The organism is Enterobacter adelaidei (assembly GCF_041937165.1).
Lineage (GTDB): Bacteria > Pseudomonadota > Gammaproteobacteria > Enterobacterales > Enterobacteriaceae > Enterobacter > Enterobacter adelaidei.
In genome coordinates this window covers 202,576-217,337 of sequence record NZ_CP154354.1, presented here as the reverse complement: position 1 = coordinate 217,337, position 14,762 = coordinate 202,576, and the positions used below count along the sequence as shown (strand labels likewise).

The following is a 14,762-nucleotide window of genomic DNA, read 5'->3' as shown; positions in this document are numbered from 1 at the left end:
GGAAAATAGTAAACCAGTAAAAACATTGATGATAATTACAACAATTCAATCTAATATTATGATTGCCTTATTCGCTGCAAAGCAGAGATTATCATTCTGAAATCTTAGGTTAACCTTAACGAGGCTTTGTTGAATAAATCAGATTTCGGGTAAGTCTCCCCCGTAGCGGGTTGTGTTTTCAGGCAATACGCACGCTTTCAGGCATACCTGCTTTCGTCATTTTGTTCAGCGCTCGTACCAGGGCCATAGCCTCCGCAACCTGACCATCGTAGTCACGCAGCGTCAGTGAACCCCCGAACAGCTGTTTTACCCGGTACATCGCCGTTTCCGCTATCGAGCGACGGTTGTAATCTGTTGTCCATTTCCACCGCGCATTACTCCCGGTCATTCGCTGATTAGCCACTGCACGGTTACGGTCTGCATATTCACCGGGCCAGTAACCCGCACCTTTTCGGGGAGGGATAAGCGCGCTGATTTTCTTATGCCGCAGTTCATCGTGACATAGCCGGGTATCGTAAGCGCCATCGGCGGCGGCTGACCTGATTTTCCGGTGGGTTTGCCGGATTAACCCGGGGAAGGCCTCTGAGTCCGTAACGTTGTTCAGCGACAGGTCAGCGCAGATGATTTCATGTGTTTTACTGTCAACGGCGAGATGCAGCTTACGCCAGATACGGCGGCGTTCCTGGCCATGCTTTTTGACTTTCCACTCGCCTTCACCGAAGACCTTCAGCCCGGTGGAATCAATTACCAGGTGTGCGATTTCACCCCGGGTGGGCGTTTTGAAACTGACATTAACCGACTTTGCCCGCCTGCTGACACAGCTGTAATCCGGGCAGCGTAGCGGAACGTTCATCAGAGAAAAAATGGAATCAATAAAGCCCTGCGCAGCGCGCAGGGTCAGCCTGAATACGCGTTTAATGACCAGCACAGTCGTGATGGCAAGGTCAGAATAGCGCTGAGGTCTGCCTCGTGAAGAAGGCGCTGCCGACTCATACCAGGCCTGAATAGCTTCATCATCCAGCCAGAAAGTTATGGAGCCACGGTTGATGAGGGCTTTATTGTAGGTGGGCCAGTTGGTGATTTTGAACTTTTGCTTTGCCACGGAACGGTCTGCGTTGTCGGGAAGATGCGTGATCTGATCCTTCAACTCAGCAAAAGTTCGATTTATTCAACAAAGCCGCGGTGATGCTTACGGTATGGTGGTTATCAAGTTTTATCCTGATTAGCACCCTTAATGGCTATTTCGATAATCAGGACCGCGATTTTCTGACAGGTAAACTTCAGCTCACCGAAGAGTTTCTTAAAACAGAGACGTTCCGGAACAAAACGGATATTAAGTCATTATCAGAAAAAATAAACGATGCGATGGTAGGGCACAATGGTTTATTCATTTCTATAAAAAACATGGAAAATGAAAAAATTGTTGAACTCTATGCCAAAAATTCTGTTGTTCCAGCGGTCCTGCTTAATAAGTCGGGTGATATTCTCGACTATATGATCCAGACGGAAGAAAATAACACCGTGTACCGCAGTATCTCGCGGCGGGTTGCCGTGACGCCGGAACAGGGTAAAAGCAAACATGTCATCATTACGGTTGCCACGGATACTGGGTATCACACCCTGTTTATGGATAAGCTCAGTACCTGGCTGTTCTGGTTCAATATCGGTCTGGTCTTTATTTCTGTTTTTCTGGGCTGGCTGACCACACGTATTGGTCTGAAACCGCTACGGGAAATGACCAGTCTGGCTTCCTCCATGACCGTACACAGCCTGGATCAGCGTCTTAATCCCGATTTGGCTCCGCCGGAAATTTCTGAGACCATGCAGGAGTTCAATAACATGTTCGATCGCCTGGAGGGGTCATTCCGGAAACTGTCAGATTTCTCGTCTGACATCGCGCATGAGCTGCGCACAGCGGTCAGTAATCTGATGATGCAGACGCAGTTTGCACTGGCTAAGGAAAGGGATGTTTCGCATTACCGCGAAATCTTATTCGCTTACCTGGAAGAACTGAAAAGGTTGTCACGAATGACCAGTGATATGCTTTTTCTGGCACGTTCAGAGCATGGTCTGCTGCAGCTGGATAAACATGATGTGGATCTGGCCGCCGAACTGAATGAATTACGTGAGCTGTTCGAGCCTCTGGCAGACGAAACAGGAAAGACAATCACCGTTGAAGGAGAGGGCGTTGTTGCCGGAGACAGCGATATGCTGCGACGTGCTTTCAGTAACCTGCTTTCCAATGCAATCAAGTATTCTCCCGATAACACCTGTACAGCGATACACCTTGAGCGTGACAGTGACTGTGTGAACGTGATGATTACGAATACGATGTCCGGCCAGGTTCCCGCTAATCTGGAACGTTTGTTTGATCGGTTCTATCGAGCTGATTCATCAAGGGTCCACAACACGGAAGGCGCGGGGCTGGGATTATCAATTACAAGGTCGATCATTCATGCTCATGGCGGCGAGCTGTCAGCAGAACAGCAGGGGCGGGAAATTGTGTTCAGTGTGCGCCTGTTAATGGATTAATCCCGTTCTTCAGGAGAAACCTGGAAGGTGACAAAATTGTCATCATTCAGTCACGCGATAAACAGAGGCGGTTTTTTATAATCATACATAAATCAGGAGCAGAGTGATAACGCAATCGCCTGGTTCCTGGAGTGATGAATAACCCGCCCTGAGATCAAATGCTTTCTCTGTTATAAGCCGTTGATTGTTTGGGTATGAAAACACCGGAGACCCAACCATGAAAAAGATCCTTGTATCATTTGTTGCCATTATGGCTGTCGCTTCATCCGCCATGGCTGCAGAGACAATGAACATGCATGACCAGGTAAATAATGCCCAGGCACCCGCCCATCAGATGCAGTCAACCTCTGAAAAAAGCGCTGTTCAGGGAGACAGTATGACAATGATGGATATGAGCGGACACGATCAGGCTGCAATGTCCCATGAAATGATGCAAAACGGCAACGCTTCTGCCCACCAGGACATGGCGGAGATGCATAAAAAAATGATGAAAGGCAAACCAGGGGCCACCAACGAATCAGCAACGTCATTTTCAGAAATGAACGAGCATGAAAAAGCCGCTGTTGTGCACGAGAAGGCGAATAATGGTCAGTCTTCCGTTATTCATCAGCAGCAGGCTGAAAAGCATCGCAGCCAGATCACCCAGAATTAACCCGCAGCTCCACTTGTTAGACCCTCATTTGACGCCGAAGTCACTGGCTTACGCTCCCGTCCGGGAGCGTTTTTTTTATTCTTTCATTTATCATTGAGTCTTATGGGAATGGATTTAATCAGTTACTTAATCCCTGCCTCAGCAACAAGTCCCGGAAAGAGCAGCTTTATATTCCGGGTTTTTCTGCTCATAACCTCAACGGTGGCGCTTAGGATGTACTTTGTAAGTACCCAGAGTGTGTGTCATCAGTACCGGTGTTAATGCACCAGCCCATTCCAGCCATGTATACCCATGTAAATCCCAACAGCAGCAATCAGGGCGCTTGAAATATAGGGGGCTCTTCTGGCGATGGTATTGAAGCCACTCCAGCGTTTGGCGACCTGACGAACGCTGATCGCCGCACCCACTCCAACCGTTACGAGGGTCAATGCCAGGCCGATACTGAAACAAACAACCAGTGTGGCACCCAGCGTAAGCGCTTTAAGCTGAAGGCAGATCAACAATACAGTTATAGCTGCCGGGCAAGGGATAAGCCCTCCTGTCAGTCCAAATATCAGGATTTGCCCGTTGGTTACTTCTTTCCCGTCGAAGCGGCGTTTTATGTCATTGGCATGAGCCAGTTCGTGAGCGTCCTGATACTCTTTCGAATTCACATCCAGCCCATCAAGCTCAGAGTGGTCATGGTCATGGTCGTGTTCAGCGAACGCCACATCATAGTCATGGACATGACCACGATGTCCCAGAGACAGACGTACGTTGAAACTGTGAGGCTCAGGGATGGGAGATGTTGACTCCAGATAATCACCATGATCAACAAATTCAAAAGTCTGAGAGATCGTACTGTTTTCCCGAAGTGTGGTTAATGAGATATCTTCAGAAGCCCATCTTTGGCCACTAAGAGTGCGTAGCCGCCAGTGGGGAAGTTGTCCTTCTTCAAAAATGGACAGTTCAACTTTTCCATGGCCAGTATCGATCAACCTTGTTTCGTCATGGTGATGATGTTCATTCTCCTGCATTCCCTCCAGCCAGTTTTTCTCACCGCTCCAGGTTCGCCAGAACATCCAAAAAGCCGTACCAAGGATGATCACTGAAGAGACCATCTGTAGCCAGGGTTCGGCTGATTCTGCGGTAAATTTATTACTGATATACATCCCTCCAAAAGCAATCAGCCATACGACTGCAGTGTGCGACAATGTTGCCGCGACACCCAGCATCACGGCCTGACGTACGGTGCCTTTTATAGCAATGATGAATGCTGCCATCATTGTTTTGGAGTGCCCGGGCTCCAGTCCATGAAGCGCGCCAAGCAGAATGGCGCTGGGGATGAAAAACCATGCGTTGCCTTGCTGAAGAAGTGTCGTAAATTCGTTCATGAGAATCATTCTTGGTTATTAAGTGTAGGCCGGATTCTACTCCCCCCCAGTAAAATATACTACCCCCCAGTAGAATAACGCTGGTATAGTTACATAAAATATCCAGGAGAGTGAGAGCCCACATGTCACATACCATCCGCGATAAACAAAAACTGAAAGCACGTACAAGCAAGATCCAGGGGCAGGTTGCTGCGCTGAAAAAAATGCTTGATGAACCTCACGAATGTGCCGCTGTACTGCAACAAATAGCCGCCATACGTGGTGCCGTGAATGGTTTATTGCGTGAAGTGATTAAAGGACATTTGACTGAACATATTGTTCATGAAAGTGAAGAACAGAAACGAGAAGAAGACCTGGACGTTGTGCTGAAGGTTCTGGATTCTTACATCAAGTGACAGTTTGGCTAAAAGCCCTGAGCATTAATTTATCTAAATAACACGTTATCAAGTGACGGTTTTGGGCTGTTTGTAGCGGCATAGTGAGTTTGTTTAATCAATGAGCTTTAAGATGCCCCCCTTCATGCAAGGCAACGCGTACATTTCTGGTACATCTACTTCCCTTACTTTGCTCAGGGCAACCCACATTGTTAAAGCCTCTACTCGCTGACCATCAAAATCACCCAACGTCAGATAATGGAAAAAAATTTTGGATGACATTTTGAAACGTGTCCTCTGCTGTGAACGTCGAGAGATGCTACGCGAGAAAGGAGATGACCTACTTAGTATCCTGTTAAGTAGGTCTATCTGAAGAAGTAGACAACTTTAAAGTCTTTTTCATGTTAAAGGAGACAACTTTAATGTCTGTGTACACCTACCTTTGCTCAAATCAAAATGTTCTGACATACCAAAATGGAGTGTAAAATGACTCAAAACCAGGGTTCTGAGCCAGTACCGGCGAGCCGGACAGGGCAGCTCATCAGCGCCCGGGATATGGCCATGCAGAAATTCGAAGAAGGGATGCGGTTAATCTCGGAAGCGTCGGAACTGTGCGGTCTCTCTCTCTTCACCAGCAGAATTATGCAGCCCAACGCATTTGGTCTTCCGTCGTCACTGGATCGCACCATCGAGGAGGGGCGTAAGGAAATTGACCGTAAAACGTGGAAAAGGCTCTTTGAAGAAATAGGTATGGACCGGTACTGGAACCATAAGCAAAAAGAAGCCTTTAACGAATCCCTACGTACGGATCCGCCCGTCGCTTCCCTGGAGATTGTTAAGGGAACATTACAGCATGCACTGGCTAACAGACGAGACACGCTTGCAGAAGGTTTCGTTGATGTTCTCAACAAGCTTGACCGAAGTTTTAAAAGCAATGCACGGCAATATACAATGCCGAAAAAGCTTGTTCTTCGGGGGATTTTTCCTGGTGTGAACGTACTGAGGTACAACGGTTTCTCGCAGGACAATCACTTTTGTTTACGCGACTTTGAGAATATTGTATGCATCTGTTCTGATACTCCAACACCTGCAACCGGCGGTGGGCTGAGTATGGTCGACAGGCTGACGGCCATGAGAAATACAGATTTCACAGGCGAGGTCTGCGATGAGAATGGCTGGCGGTGTCGCCTGTTTGAGAATGGAAACGTTCATATTTGTATCGACAGTATCTCGCTTCTGAATGCTCTGAACGATCTTATCAGCATATATTTTGCAAACCAGCTTCCGGCCGCAGGAAAAAAATGATGATCGAAAACGATAAAGAAAAAAGCCTGAACGATGCTACCTCGCCAGAGGTGCAGAATGACATCCGCAGCGAATCCACAGAAAAATCAAAGGAAATGGGTCGTTCAAGGTACTCATCTATTGCGATGATCGATTACTTCAATGCAATCGAACGTCTGTGCGAAGAGAAAAAAATTAACCCGGAAAATATCGATCTGAGCTTCAAAGTTCACTGGCTCAGAAACGCTGTTGGCGGCTCGTTTGCAAGGTCACAGGAGATGTTCGCTGAGTACCAGAAGTATGTTAAAGAGGTTCCTGAAGAGGCCCGTTACCTGGATATACCCGATGAGGTGAAGGTTGCACTCGGCGATATTATCTCGTACATCACCTGGCACTACCGTAGAAGCTATACCGCAATACAGAGTGATAGTGTTAAAAAAGCTGAAGCACGTAGCATGCAGCTGGAGGAGGAGGTAACGCAGCTTTTACAGCGGCTTGAGCAAAGCGCTACCGATATGGATGAGCTGAAACTTGAGAATCAGGCGCTACAGGGTCGATTAGAGATCCGGGACAGTACCGTCAAGGAGTTAGAAACAAGGCTGAATGTTGCCGAAGCAGAACTCGAAACCTGCCATCACCAGTTAGATAGCACACGGCATGAATTAAGCCTCGCACAGCAGTCAAATGACTCACTCTCCCAGCAACTGGCTGAACGTAAAACAGAGATCGCTGGTCACCTTGAATATCAAAAAAAGCTGAACGAAGAGATCAACACTCAGCGTTCTGATAATGCCGGTCTTTCCAGACAATGCGACCAGTTAAGTCAGACTGTGTCAGATACAAAGGCAGAGAGGGACAGGTTTGAACAGGAATTGATTGCTGCACAGAACCTCTGTGCTGAGCTGAAAAGTGCACTGTCCGGGAAGGAGGGTGACCTGGTGGCGGTGAATGCCGAGCTTACTGAACTCCATAAACTAAACGAGTCGCTGAGCGCCGACCTGAAAAAAGTAACTTTGGTCAGCCAGGGCTATGAAGCGGAAGTGGCTGAACAAAGCAGTGAATTAAAAACGCTCCAGTCCAAAGTAATGAAGCTGGAAGCTACCCTGGAGGCAGAGAAAACAATCTCAGAATCCCTGAAAGGCACCATTGATACATTGACTGGTGCAATGGCAGGGGGAGGTACTGGAAAGTCAAAACAGCCGCGTAGTAGAAAAACATCATGATAAATGAAGCCAGGTTGATAGACTTCTCTGCATCCCCTGGCACAGTAGACCTTCTGCGGACATTCAGCCCGTCCGCAGGAGTTTTCGTCCTTCAGTCAACAAATGCACTACCTTTTTTGAGTCTCCACTTTCCAGTGCAGAAAACACGTTACCGATTTTACCAACAGCTTGTATCTGAGTGATAACCCCAGTCTTGTAATCATCAAGGATCCCTGACAGGAAAGCGTTCAGTTTTGTCTGTTCGCTTAGTGAAAGCATGTATGACATTTTTTCTCCATTTTAAGCAGGTGTGCCAGTTGAAAGAGGTTTACGTGATTCTGGAAAATGAGGCAGCACCATAGTTTCAGATGCTGTGGTCGCATCCCAGTGCCACCATCCATAAGGCCCATATTCACGGTTGTAATAATCTTTTTTGAGTTGCTTTCGGGCCAGATAAGCAGGAGTGGCCATACCAAATACTTCCATCGGGAACGGCTTATCGCTTTTTGTGTCGAGCAGGTAGAAGTCAGGGAACACCTCACTAATACTCGCATCATAACGCATGGGCTTAACGTACTGCCGGTGCTCTGCATCCAGCTTTTCTGCAACAACCGCCTCATAGGAGGAGTCCAGAGGTATCCAGTTCTCGCTAACGTGCATCAGCACAATTTGATGAGCTCTTACAGAAGGGCCTCTGCCGGTTACCGCAGCTGGTGACGTCAACGCAAAGACAACTATTTTCGCCCCGGATTTCCATGCTGCGTACTCCGATGAAAATCGTTTCTTTACGCTATCCCAATGGCCTTCTGAATTGAAAAAAATCAGCGGTAGCCCCCCAAAATTCCGCAGGGGTAAAAATTTAAGTGGCTTCTCATGCTTTTCAGCATCGTAGCGAGGTAAAACTGACAGGAGCATGAGACGTTTATCACTCATCGCCTGTGATGAAAGACGCTGAATTTGCGACTGAGCGACAGGTTGTTTCGGGTCAGGTACACCAATGAATAAATGGTCACCTATGCAGGCTCTGCCGGTACGAATTTGTTTAGCGGTTTCAAGCAGACGATACCGTACCAGTGAATCGTTACGTTTCCCTGCCATTTTCGGGTACCAGACATTCAGACCAGACTCTGTCCACAAAAGACTAAGCAAGCCCAGGAGGGTCATTGAGGCCTGACCTCCTTCTGGTCGCTGAACATGGGGCAGGGGAGGCACTTCTGATTTTTCAGGAGGATCTTTCTCTGTCATACCGATACCGAGCCTTACAGCCATATCACCTTCGGTTGTAATCCGGACCACACCACTCGCATATCCTTTCAGGCCGGTATGCCGGGCATCAAGGGAGAAGAATACACAGGAAGGATCATGCTCAATGCCCGTGTTAGCGGCTTTGACGAGAATAAAGGCATCACCGTTCGGTAAAGCACGAACATAAAGTCGCTTTTCTCCTTTTCCACGACATCCGCAGGTGATGACTGATTTTTGACCTGAGGTGTGGTGTGCCTTTTTAAGAGCCGACTGCCACCCTTTAGCAAACTCATCCTGCGTTTGAAAGTCAGGTGAGTACCTTTTGACGTTTGGATCGTCGTCGTAAGCAATCATCACTGCGAATTTTTGGCTCATAGTAGTCTCCTAAACAGGAAGTTTAATATCCCAACCAAAGCAACACTTCCTGAGCGTCATACTGTTCCTTTACGCCCATGTCGCTAAAGAATTCTTCGAAATCTGTTTCGGGAACGCAATGCCTGGACAGTTCTTGTAATGCTCGTTCTTTAGATACCGTCTCACCTTCAGCTGATTCGAAATACGTCATGGTTGACCTCTGACATTATTACAACAATCTTAAGCATTTAAATTGATGAAGGAGCTCAGGTCAGCTGACTTCGTCGTAAAACTGCCGCAAGCGCTGGGAGGCTGCAAATTCAATTCGAGACTTCAGCAGTTTGGCGACGGCCGCAAAGACATCAACGACCACGGAGTTCCCAAACTGTCTGTAAGCCTGTGTATTGGACACAGGGATACGGAAAACACTTTCCCCGGGTTTATCGAAGCCCATTAGCCTGCTGCATTCACGTGGCGTTAGCATGCGTGGCCGACGGTCCATGTTGTATGTGTTATGGAAATCAGTTTCTCCCAGCTCATGAGACCAGCCCCGATCAATAAGAATTTCAGATCCGTCTTTCATATAGCGGCTTGAGAGGGTTCTGGTGACACTATTAACATTGGAAGGATCTACTAGTCCAAAACCAAAACCATTGCCTTTTGCCGCATGTTTCTTTGCATAGTTGTATAAGTACTCCCAGAGTTTAGGGGAGAGGATGTATTTACTATCTACGCTCGGATCCAGTAAATCTGAGAGAGAAGGGCGCTTGTCCGGATAAAAGTCTTTAATATCTCTCAGAGTAAAACCGTCTTTCAGACGTAGGTCGCGGCGAAAACCAATAAGGACGATACGTTCACGGTGCTGGGGTCGGAAATGACGGCCATCGATGACTTTAGGATCATCCGCGCCCGTGCTTTCGCTGTTTGCGACGTCGTAGCCAAGCTCATCGAGCGTTTTCATGATGATGTTAAAGGTATTACCCTTATCGTGACTCTTCAGATTTTTTACGTTTTCCAGAACAAAAATTGCAGGTTGTTTTGCCCGGATGATCCTGGCCACATCAAAGAAGAGCGTACCCTGAGTGTCGCACTCGAAACCGTGTTTGCGACCCATAGAGTTCTTTTTACTGACACCGGCGATGCTGAATGGCTGGCATGGAAATCCCGCAAGAAGAACATCATGATCCGGGATAGAGGCATCGATAAATTTGTATGCCTCGTCATCAGTAACCTCGGGCCGGTTGCTAAGAGTGATGTCACGGATGTCTGAATTGAAGCGGTGCTCGTTCTCATCGCAATACCAGTTCGCCCGGTAAGTACGGCTGGAATAAGTATTCCATTCGCTCGTGAAAAGACATTTACCACCGATGGCATCAAATCCGCTTCGCAGTCCACCTATCCCTGCAAACAGATCGATAAAGCTAAAGTGCCTGTCCTCATAATCAGCAGGTCGTGAAGGTATTAAAGTCTGTAGATAGCGTCCATCTGCGATACTCAGATCACAATGCTCAGGTATGCATGTAACCTGACGTTTAAGGGATGCACGGGACCAATTACTGCCATTTTCATCATTTAATACCTGAGCCAGATATTTCAGGTCATAAATAGTCGAAGCTGTTAACAAAGTTTTGTGGATCAGAGATGGTGTTTTATCCACATCATTCAGGTCTGTCTCAAGATCATGAGTGTAACGTTTCATCCAAACTCTCTCAGGAATAATATCTTTGAGATAGATTAACACGCTTAATTTGGATTATTTTTTGGTTCAGGTTCTAAATTTATTGTGATTATTCTGCCTTTAAGTTGCAAAAAGATTGGTTTTAAGCCCGCCCATGAAATAATGACTTGTTAAAATACTGCCTGTAAATAGGCTTGTGGATACATGTCTGTACTCAACAAATTCAGGTGAAATGATGTTTTTTTTTACAAAGTTACTTTTGCCCATCATGATTGTTGTATTCCCAGTGGCGTCCTGGGGGAACTCAACAACTTTTGAGGCAAAGGTGGTTAAGATTGTTGACGGTGACACCATAACTGCGTTGGATGCTCAAAACACAACCATCAAAATACGGATGTATGGTATAGACGCTCCTGAATCTAAACAGGCTTTTGGCCAAAAAGCAAAACAGGCCTTAACCACAGCTATAGCAACTAAAATCGTTACCGTGATAGACCATGGTACGGATATCTATGGCCGTATGTTAGGTACCATCTGGTTAGATGGATATGATATCAATGCCTCTATGGTGGACAGTGGATATGCGTGGGTTTATCGGTTCGAAGATAACGCCATTGTCCCTGGCTATATCAAATATGAATCCGCAGCACAAAAGGAGGCAAAAGGGTTATGGGCAGACACCAACCCTGTCCCACCATGGCAGTGGAGACAGGCAAACGAAAAGCCCAGAAAGGTGAAAGGGAAGAAATAACCATGATGAAAGAGCCTCATCCGTTACTTCAGTTGGTACTAAACGATTCCGGTCGTCTAACCATGCCTGTTTATTATAGAGATCAACAGTATTGCCCGACTTGCCTTACAAAGGTGTTGAAGAGTGAGGATGGAAGTTTGGCGCACCTCGGGGAAATAAATCAAAATACATGTAGACCTTCTATTTCAGTAGTTGTGACAAAAGCAATTATTGAAATGTTATGTGACGGGGAAAAAATATTTGTAAATCCAATACGATACCGAGGCCGGGTGCTGGCACCCTCAGTAATTTTTTCTCCCGACACTCACACTTTCAAACCGTTTATAAATACAGACTATCAGCCTGTGGGAGCAAACTGGAAAAGTGAAAAGGGATATAAACTCGGTCTGTTTTATCTCAAAGATCGAGCCAACTCTATCAATAAAGAGGAATTTGATTTCATTGCCGTTATAGACCCTAAGGCAATGCAGAAAGAATTTATTTCGGCCTGGTCTGAGGTTGATGAAAAAAATCCATTGGAAACGCTGAAGCAGATCTTACGATCTAAAAACAACTCTTCTTTATGGGTAAAATGGCCTGGCAAAATTGAGCATGCGCAAAAAGGAAATTGCAACGAAAATTACTGGTTCGATTATCAATCTGATAATCAGGAAGTGAACTGTACGGTCTCTGTTGTAGGTATCGAAGGTAACAGTTCCGGTGAGACAATTTATAGATTGCAAACTTTGCTAAAGCGTAAGCTCAATGAATATCAACTGGTTCGGTCTTTAGGGACTATTATGCTTCTTGATAATACCGGGAATATGATTCCATCAAACCATCCTTATTTTGAAGTCATCTCAAAAGCATGTATAAATGGAGTGCGTGACTTTGTTCGTCAAAACCCGTGGGTAGTCTGACGGTCAACTATAAAGCATAATATAATTAGTAATAACAAGGAACAGACATGAATGAAAACTCAGTAATCTTAATAAGTTTATTTTGGTTTTTTTTTGGATCGAGTGTTGTAGCTGGTTTTATGGATGCATCATTATATTGCTGGATTTTTGCAGCCATAAGCGCATTGTTTCTTCTTTCGGTGATACAAACACCAAAGGAGTTAACGGTATCTATTCTTCTTGCGGTACTTATGGCAAGCTCCGCAGGTGTTTTCATTCTGGCTTATAAAGTCAAAACGAATGTCGTTTCACCAATCTATCTCTTAAAAAAGCCTACTGCATACATGGCTGAAATAGATAACCGAAGGATTCATGGTTACTAAATATTTTGCAATTGCATCATTTGACGGTCCGGGTTTATTTACCCACAGCATCGACTAATTCAAGAGGTTACATATGATAGTTTCAGAAGCAATTTTTTATTCTTCTATTATTTCCTGGGTTCTTTATTGGTGGTTTATTGGAAATATTACTAAAAAGGTAGGGATGCTTGTTGTTCCACTCACGCTTACCTTCGGATGTTACATTTATGCAATTCATTTGGATGATTCCGAACAGCAAACCAATTTACGTTGGGAGCAGATCGGTTTTATTACCTTTATAATTGTGATAATGTGGGCAGGAAAGTTTGTGATGAAAAGACTATCTGAATGATGATCTAATCCACACTTTTCGATATCTTAGAAAAGTAACTTTGTGAGCAAACAGTCATATGACATGCAAAACGCTGATCTCAAAGACAGATGATGGATACACATTTAGCATTTCACCTTACGAAGACGGGTACCGCTTATCAGTCTCGCCTGAAAATCGTCACAATGGTACCCAAAGCTTTGACGGCTGGTTCCCACGTTTTTTTTCCGAACCACAGTATGCCAAATCATCTTTAACTAAGTTTCTCGGTGAGTCCTTAGTATGGGAAGAAGATTCAAGTAATGCTCTATGAGATTACTTATTATAAATTTTTCTATTAATCTCCATGGAGTGATATATGAATTTGGCCTATTTTTTATTTTTGTCTATAACTGTTATGCTTACGAGCTTTATTATTAAATCACTTGTCGTATTGGTAAAGTTCAAATTACTTCGTGATGAACGTCTCGAATATACCAGCAATAAAAATATTGATGAGATGTACGATTTAATGAATGCGAAGGAAGAAATCCTCATAAGGCATCATAAGCAGATGTTGGCATTGCATCTTTCACTATTAATATTCGTTCTATTTATTGCTTACATTTACTAAAAATAATTTTATTCAACATTTCAACAAAGGGTTTTCAATGGAAAGCTTCGAAACTGAACAAATGATTCAATATGCTTTCTACATAAATATCGTAATAACGACTGGTTTGGCATGGTTTTGCTTGCGGTCAGGATTGCATTACAATTTTTTCAGAAAAGCAGAGAGTGCCAGAACAAAAGGGCTGAGTAGTACCTCTACTGAACACGGTCCAGCAATTGTGAGAATAAAGAAGCTACAAGCATTAGTAGATTTTATTAGTAACTGTGCTTTTCTAATCCTTTCAATTGGCACAGCTTATATTTTGTATTTTTGGATCCACAGTTAACTCATACAAGGTAACTTCGGCAAATAACAACTTCTAATGCAGGACTTTAATAACTATAACGGATGCTACATGAAAAACGACAGTTTAATTACGCGGTATAAAATACTTAAAGGCGAACGCGATGAGTCTATCTTCACCATAATAATCGCGCTAGTAGTAAAGCTGGGGCTGGTAGCCCTGGCATTCTATCTGTTGCTTGGTTCCACGATTGATTGGTCAAGCTGGAAAACCTATGCCGCCATGTTGATCTTTGGAGCATTTCTCTAAAAGGATGACCACGGCAATACCAGGTCAGACAACAAGGTCGTTAGCATGATCGTTGGAAGCAACGGAAGCACCTTGAAAAAGGTCGGCAGCACTATAAAATCCATCAGCAATGCACACAAATAAACTACTGGTATCTTAAAATGAAAGTGAAAGAGTTGATCGCCATGCTGAACGAAAGAGACCCTGAGGCAATTGTTCTGATTTCCGGCTATGAAACGATCGGCGGCACGGAAGTCGCAGAAGCTGATTTGCTCATTGATATGCAGTCAATATGCTTAGAACAGGCTGATAATCTCACAGGAAACCGTAAAGTTGTTTCTTCCGGTGGTGAAGATTCAGTTTGGTTAGGCTGGAAAGATGATTACCGTACAAAGGTGTTTTTAGAAGATGCCCAAATTCCTGATCAAGATGAATGACGGTCAGCGTTGGCTTCAAAGGCAATCTATCAGTACGTGAAACGTAAATGTTAAAAAATAACCACATATGAATCAATAACTTATGTCAAAGCTAAGTAGAGATGTCCGGGGTGGGGCAAAGTTCA

Annotated in this window: 17 protein-coding genes; 11 read left to right on the top strand and 6 right to left on the bottom strand. The window is 45.0% G+C overall.

The window, feature by feature from the left end; translation table 11 throughout:
- Window positions 1-178: 178 nt before the first annotated feature.
- On the bottom strand, window positions 179-1,147 hold the full coding sequence (locus AAHF05_RS23640; protein ID WP_072196614.1) for an IS5-like element IS903B family transposase: 969 nt from the start codon (window positions 1,145-1,147) through the stop codon (window positions 179-181).
- A gap of 38 nt (window positions 1,148-1,185) precedes the next feature.
- On the opposite strand from AAHF05_RS23640, the gene pcoS reads away from it, so the two are divergent.
- Window positions 1,186-2,532, top strand: a complete 1,347-nt coding sequence (gene pcoS / locus AAHF05_RS23635) for a copper resistance membrane spanning protein PcoS (protein ID WP_004248839.1) — start codon at window positions 1,186-1,188, stop codon at window positions 2,530-2,532.
- Between the two features lie 217 nt (window positions 2,533-2,749).
- Window positions 2,750-3,184 carry a hypothetical protein gene (locus AAHF05_RS23630; RefSeq protein WP_000723070.1) on the top strand — a complete coding sequence of 145 codons (435 nt, stop codon included), beginning with the start codon at window positions 2,750-2,752 and terminating at the stop codon, window positions 3,182-3,184.
- Window positions 3,185-3,441: 257 nt separating this feature from the next.
- Here the strand turns inward: AAHF05_RS23630 and AAHF05_RS23625 are convergent, their stop codons facing one another.
- Window positions 3,442-4,557, bottom strand: a complete 1,116-nt coding sequence (locus AAHF05_RS23625; RefSeq protein WP_001572377.1) for a nickel/cobalt efflux protein RcnA — start codon at window positions 4,555-4,557, stop codon at window positions 3,442-3,444.
- Between the two features lie 122 nt (window positions 4,558-4,679).
- Here AAHF05_RS23625 and rcnR point away from each other — a divergent pair, with 122 nt between their 5' ends.
- The 3 genes from rcnR (at window position 4,680) to AAHF05_RS23610 (ending at window position 7,438) form a co-directional block, all read left to right on the top strand.
- Complete coding sequence (gene rcnR, locus AAHF05_RS23620; RefSeq protein WP_000019951.1) at window positions 4,680-4,952, top strand: Ni(II)/Co(II)-binding transcriptional repressor RcnR; 273 nt, start codon at window positions 4,680-4,682, stop codon at window positions 4,950-4,952.
- A 465-nt stretch (window positions 4,953-5,417) separates the two neighbouring features.
- Window positions 5,418-6,236 (top strand): DUF4942 domain-containing protein, encoded by an 819-nt coding sequence (locus AAHF05_RS23615; protein ID WP_000193207.1) that lies wholly within the window; start codon window positions 5,418-5,420, stop codon window positions 6,234-6,236.
- A complete protein-coding gene (locus AAHF05_RS23610; RefSeq protein WP_001371952.1) occupies window positions 6,233-7,438 on the top strand; it encodes a hypothetical protein in 1,206 nt (401 codons plus the stop codon). The genes AAHF05_RS23615 and AAHF05_RS23610 overlap by 4 nt, the downstream gene beginning before the upstream one ends.
- A 63-nt stretch (window positions 7,439-7,501) precedes the next feature.
- Here the strand turns inward: AAHF05_RS23610 and AAHF05_RS23605 are convergent, their stop codons facing one another.
- Genes AAHF05_RS23605 through AAHF05_RS23590 form a run of 4 tightly spaced genes read right to left on the bottom strand, consistent with a single transcriptional unit; the run spans window position 7,502 to window position 10,715 of the window.
- Window positions 7,502-7,705: a hypothetical protein gene (locus tag AAHF05_RS23605; protein ID WP_000121164.1), complete on the bottom strand. Its 204-nt coding sequence runs from the start codon at window positions 7,703-7,705 to the stop codon at window positions 7,502-7,504.
- Window positions 7,706-7,717: 12 nt separating this feature from the next.
- The gene (locus tag AAHF05_RS23600; RefSeq protein ID WP_000078513.1) at window positions 7,718-9,037 is read right to left on the bottom strand and encodes a DUF1173 family protein; all 1,320 of its coding nucleotides are present in this window, start codon (window positions 9,035-9,037) and stop codon (window positions 7,718-7,720) included.
- 22 nt (window positions 9,038-9,059) lie between these two features.
- Window positions 9,060-9,227, bottom strand: coding sequence for a hypothetical protein (locus tag AAHF05_RS23595; protein ID WP_000220758.1), 168 nt, complete (start codon window positions 9,225-9,227; stop codon window positions 9,060-9,062).
- A 60-nt stretch (window positions 9,228-9,287) separates the two neighbouring features.
- Window positions 9,288-10,715: a DNA cytosine methyltransferase gene (locus AAHF05_RS23590; RefSeq protein WP_000833380.1), complete on the bottom strand. Its 1,428-nt coding sequence runs from the start codon at window positions 10,713-10,715 to the stop codon at window positions 9,288-9,290.
- A 214-nt stretch (window positions 10,716-10,929) separates the two neighbouring features.
- On the opposite strand from AAHF05_RS23590, the gene AAHF05_RS23585 reads away from it, so the two are divergent.
- The 6 genes from AAHF05_RS23585 (at window position 10,930) to AAHF05_RS23560 (ending at window position 14,637) form a co-directional block, all read left to right on the top strand.
- The gene (locus AAHF05_RS23585; protein WP_000464825.1) at window positions 10,930-11,445 is read left to right on the top strand and encodes a thermonuclease family protein; all 516 of its coding nucleotides are present in this window, start codon (window positions 10,930-10,932) and stop codon (window positions 11,443-11,445) included.
- Window positions 11,446-11,447: 2 nt separating this feature from the next.
- Window positions 11,448-12,344: a hypothetical protein gene (locus AAHF05_RS23580; RefSeq protein ID WP_000975181.1), complete on the top strand. Its 897-nt coding sequence runs from the start codon at window positions 11,448-11,450 to the stop codon at window positions 12,342-12,344.
- Window positions 12,345-12,391: 47 nt separating this feature from the next.
- On the top strand, window positions 12,392-12,706 hold the full coding sequence (locus tag AAHF05_RS23575) for a hypothetical protein (protein WP_001005009.1): 315 nt from the start codon (window positions 12,392-12,394) through the stop codon (window positions 12,704-12,706).
- Between the two features lie 73 nt (window positions 12,707-12,779).
- Window positions 12,780-13,037, top strand: coding sequence for a hypothetical protein (locus AAHF05_RS23570; protein ID WP_000637193.1), 258 nt, complete (start codon window positions 12,780-12,782; stop codon window positions 13,035-13,037).
- A gap of 986 nt (window positions 13,038-14,023) precedes the next feature.
- The gene (locus AAHF05_RS23565) at window positions 14,024-14,221 is read left to right on the top strand and encodes a hypothetical protein (protein ID WP_001371914.1); all 198 of its coding nucleotides are present in this window, start codon (window positions 14,024-14,026) and stop codon (window positions 14,219-14,221) included.
- Between the two features lie 140 nt (window positions 14,222-14,361).
- Entirely contained in the window at window positions 14,362-14,637 is a 276-nt protein-coding gene (locus AAHF05_RS23560; protein WP_000864986.1) for a hypothetical protein, read from the top strand.
- Window positions 14,638-14,762: the final 125 nt, after the last annotated feature.

What these genes read in the sequence shown, in the direction of transcription:
- pcoS (WP_004248839.1), top strand. Translation starts at nt 1,186, where the DNA reads ATGCTTACGGTATGGTGGTTATCAAGTTTTATCCTGATTAGCACCCTT.
- AAHF05_RS23630 (WP_000723070.1), top strand. Translation starts at nt 2,750, where the DNA reads ATGAAAAAGATCCTTGTATCATTTGTTGCCATTATGGCTGTCGCTTCA.
- AAHF05_RS23625 (WP_001572377.1), bottom strand. Translation starts at nt 4,557, where the DNA reads ATGAACGAATTTACGACACTTCTTCAGCAAGGCAACGCATGGTTTTTC.
- rcnR (WP_000019951.1), top strand. Translation starts at nt 4,680, where the DNA reads ATGTCACATACCATCCGCGATAAACAAAAACTGAAAGCACGTACAAGC.
- AAHF05_RS23615 (WP_000193207.1), top strand. Translation starts at nt 5,418, where the DNA reads ATGACTCAAAACCAGGGTTCTGAGCCAGTACCGGCGAGCCGGACAGGG.
- AAHF05_RS23610 (WP_001371952.1), top strand. Translation starts at nt 6,233, where the DNA reads ATGATGATCGAAAACGATAAAGAAAAAAGCCTGAACGATGCTACCTCG.
- AAHF05_RS23605 (WP_000121164.1), bottom strand. Translation starts at nt 7,705, where the DNA reads ATGTCATACATGCTTTCACTAAGCGAACAGACAAAACTGAACGCTTTC.
- AAHF05_RS23600 (WP_000078513.1), bottom strand. Translation starts at nt 9,037, where the DNA reads ATGAGCCAAAAATTCGCAGTGATGATTGCTTACGACGACGATCCAAAC.
- AAHF05_RS23595 (WP_000220758.1), bottom strand. Translation starts at nt 9,227, where the DNA reads ATGACGTATTTCGAATCAGCTGAAGGTGAGACGGTATCTAAAGAACGA.
- AAHF05_RS23590 (WP_000833380.1), bottom strand. Translation starts at nt 10,715, where the DNA reads ATGAAACGTTACACTCATGATCTTGAGACAGACCTGAATGATGTGGAT.
- AAHF05_RS23585 (WP_000464825.1), top strand. Translation starts at nt 10,930, where the DNA reads ATGTTTTTTTTTACAAAGTTACTTTTGCCCATCATGATTGTTGTATTC.
- AAHF05_RS23580 (WP_000975181.1), top strand. Translation starts at nt 11,448, where the DNA reads ATGATGAAAGAGCCTCATCCGTTACTTCAGTTGGTACTAAACGATTCC.
- AAHF05_RS23575 (WP_001005009.1), top strand. Translation starts at nt 12,392, where the DNA reads ATGAATGAAAACTCAGTAATCTTAATAAGTTTATTTTGGTTTTTTTTT.
- AAHF05_RS23570 (WP_000637193.1), top strand. Translation starts at nt 12,780, where the DNA reads ATGATAGTTTCAGAAGCAATTTTTTATTCTTCTATTATTTCCTGGGTT.
- AAHF05_RS23565 (WP_001371914.1), top strand. Translation starts at nt 14,024, where the DNA reads ATGAAAAACGACAGTTTAATTACGCGGTATAAAATACTTAAAGGCGAA.
- AAHF05_RS23560 (WP_000864986.1), top strand. Translation starts at nt 14,362, where the DNA reads ATGAAAGTGAAAGAGTTGATCGCCATGCTGAACGAAAGAGACCCTGAG.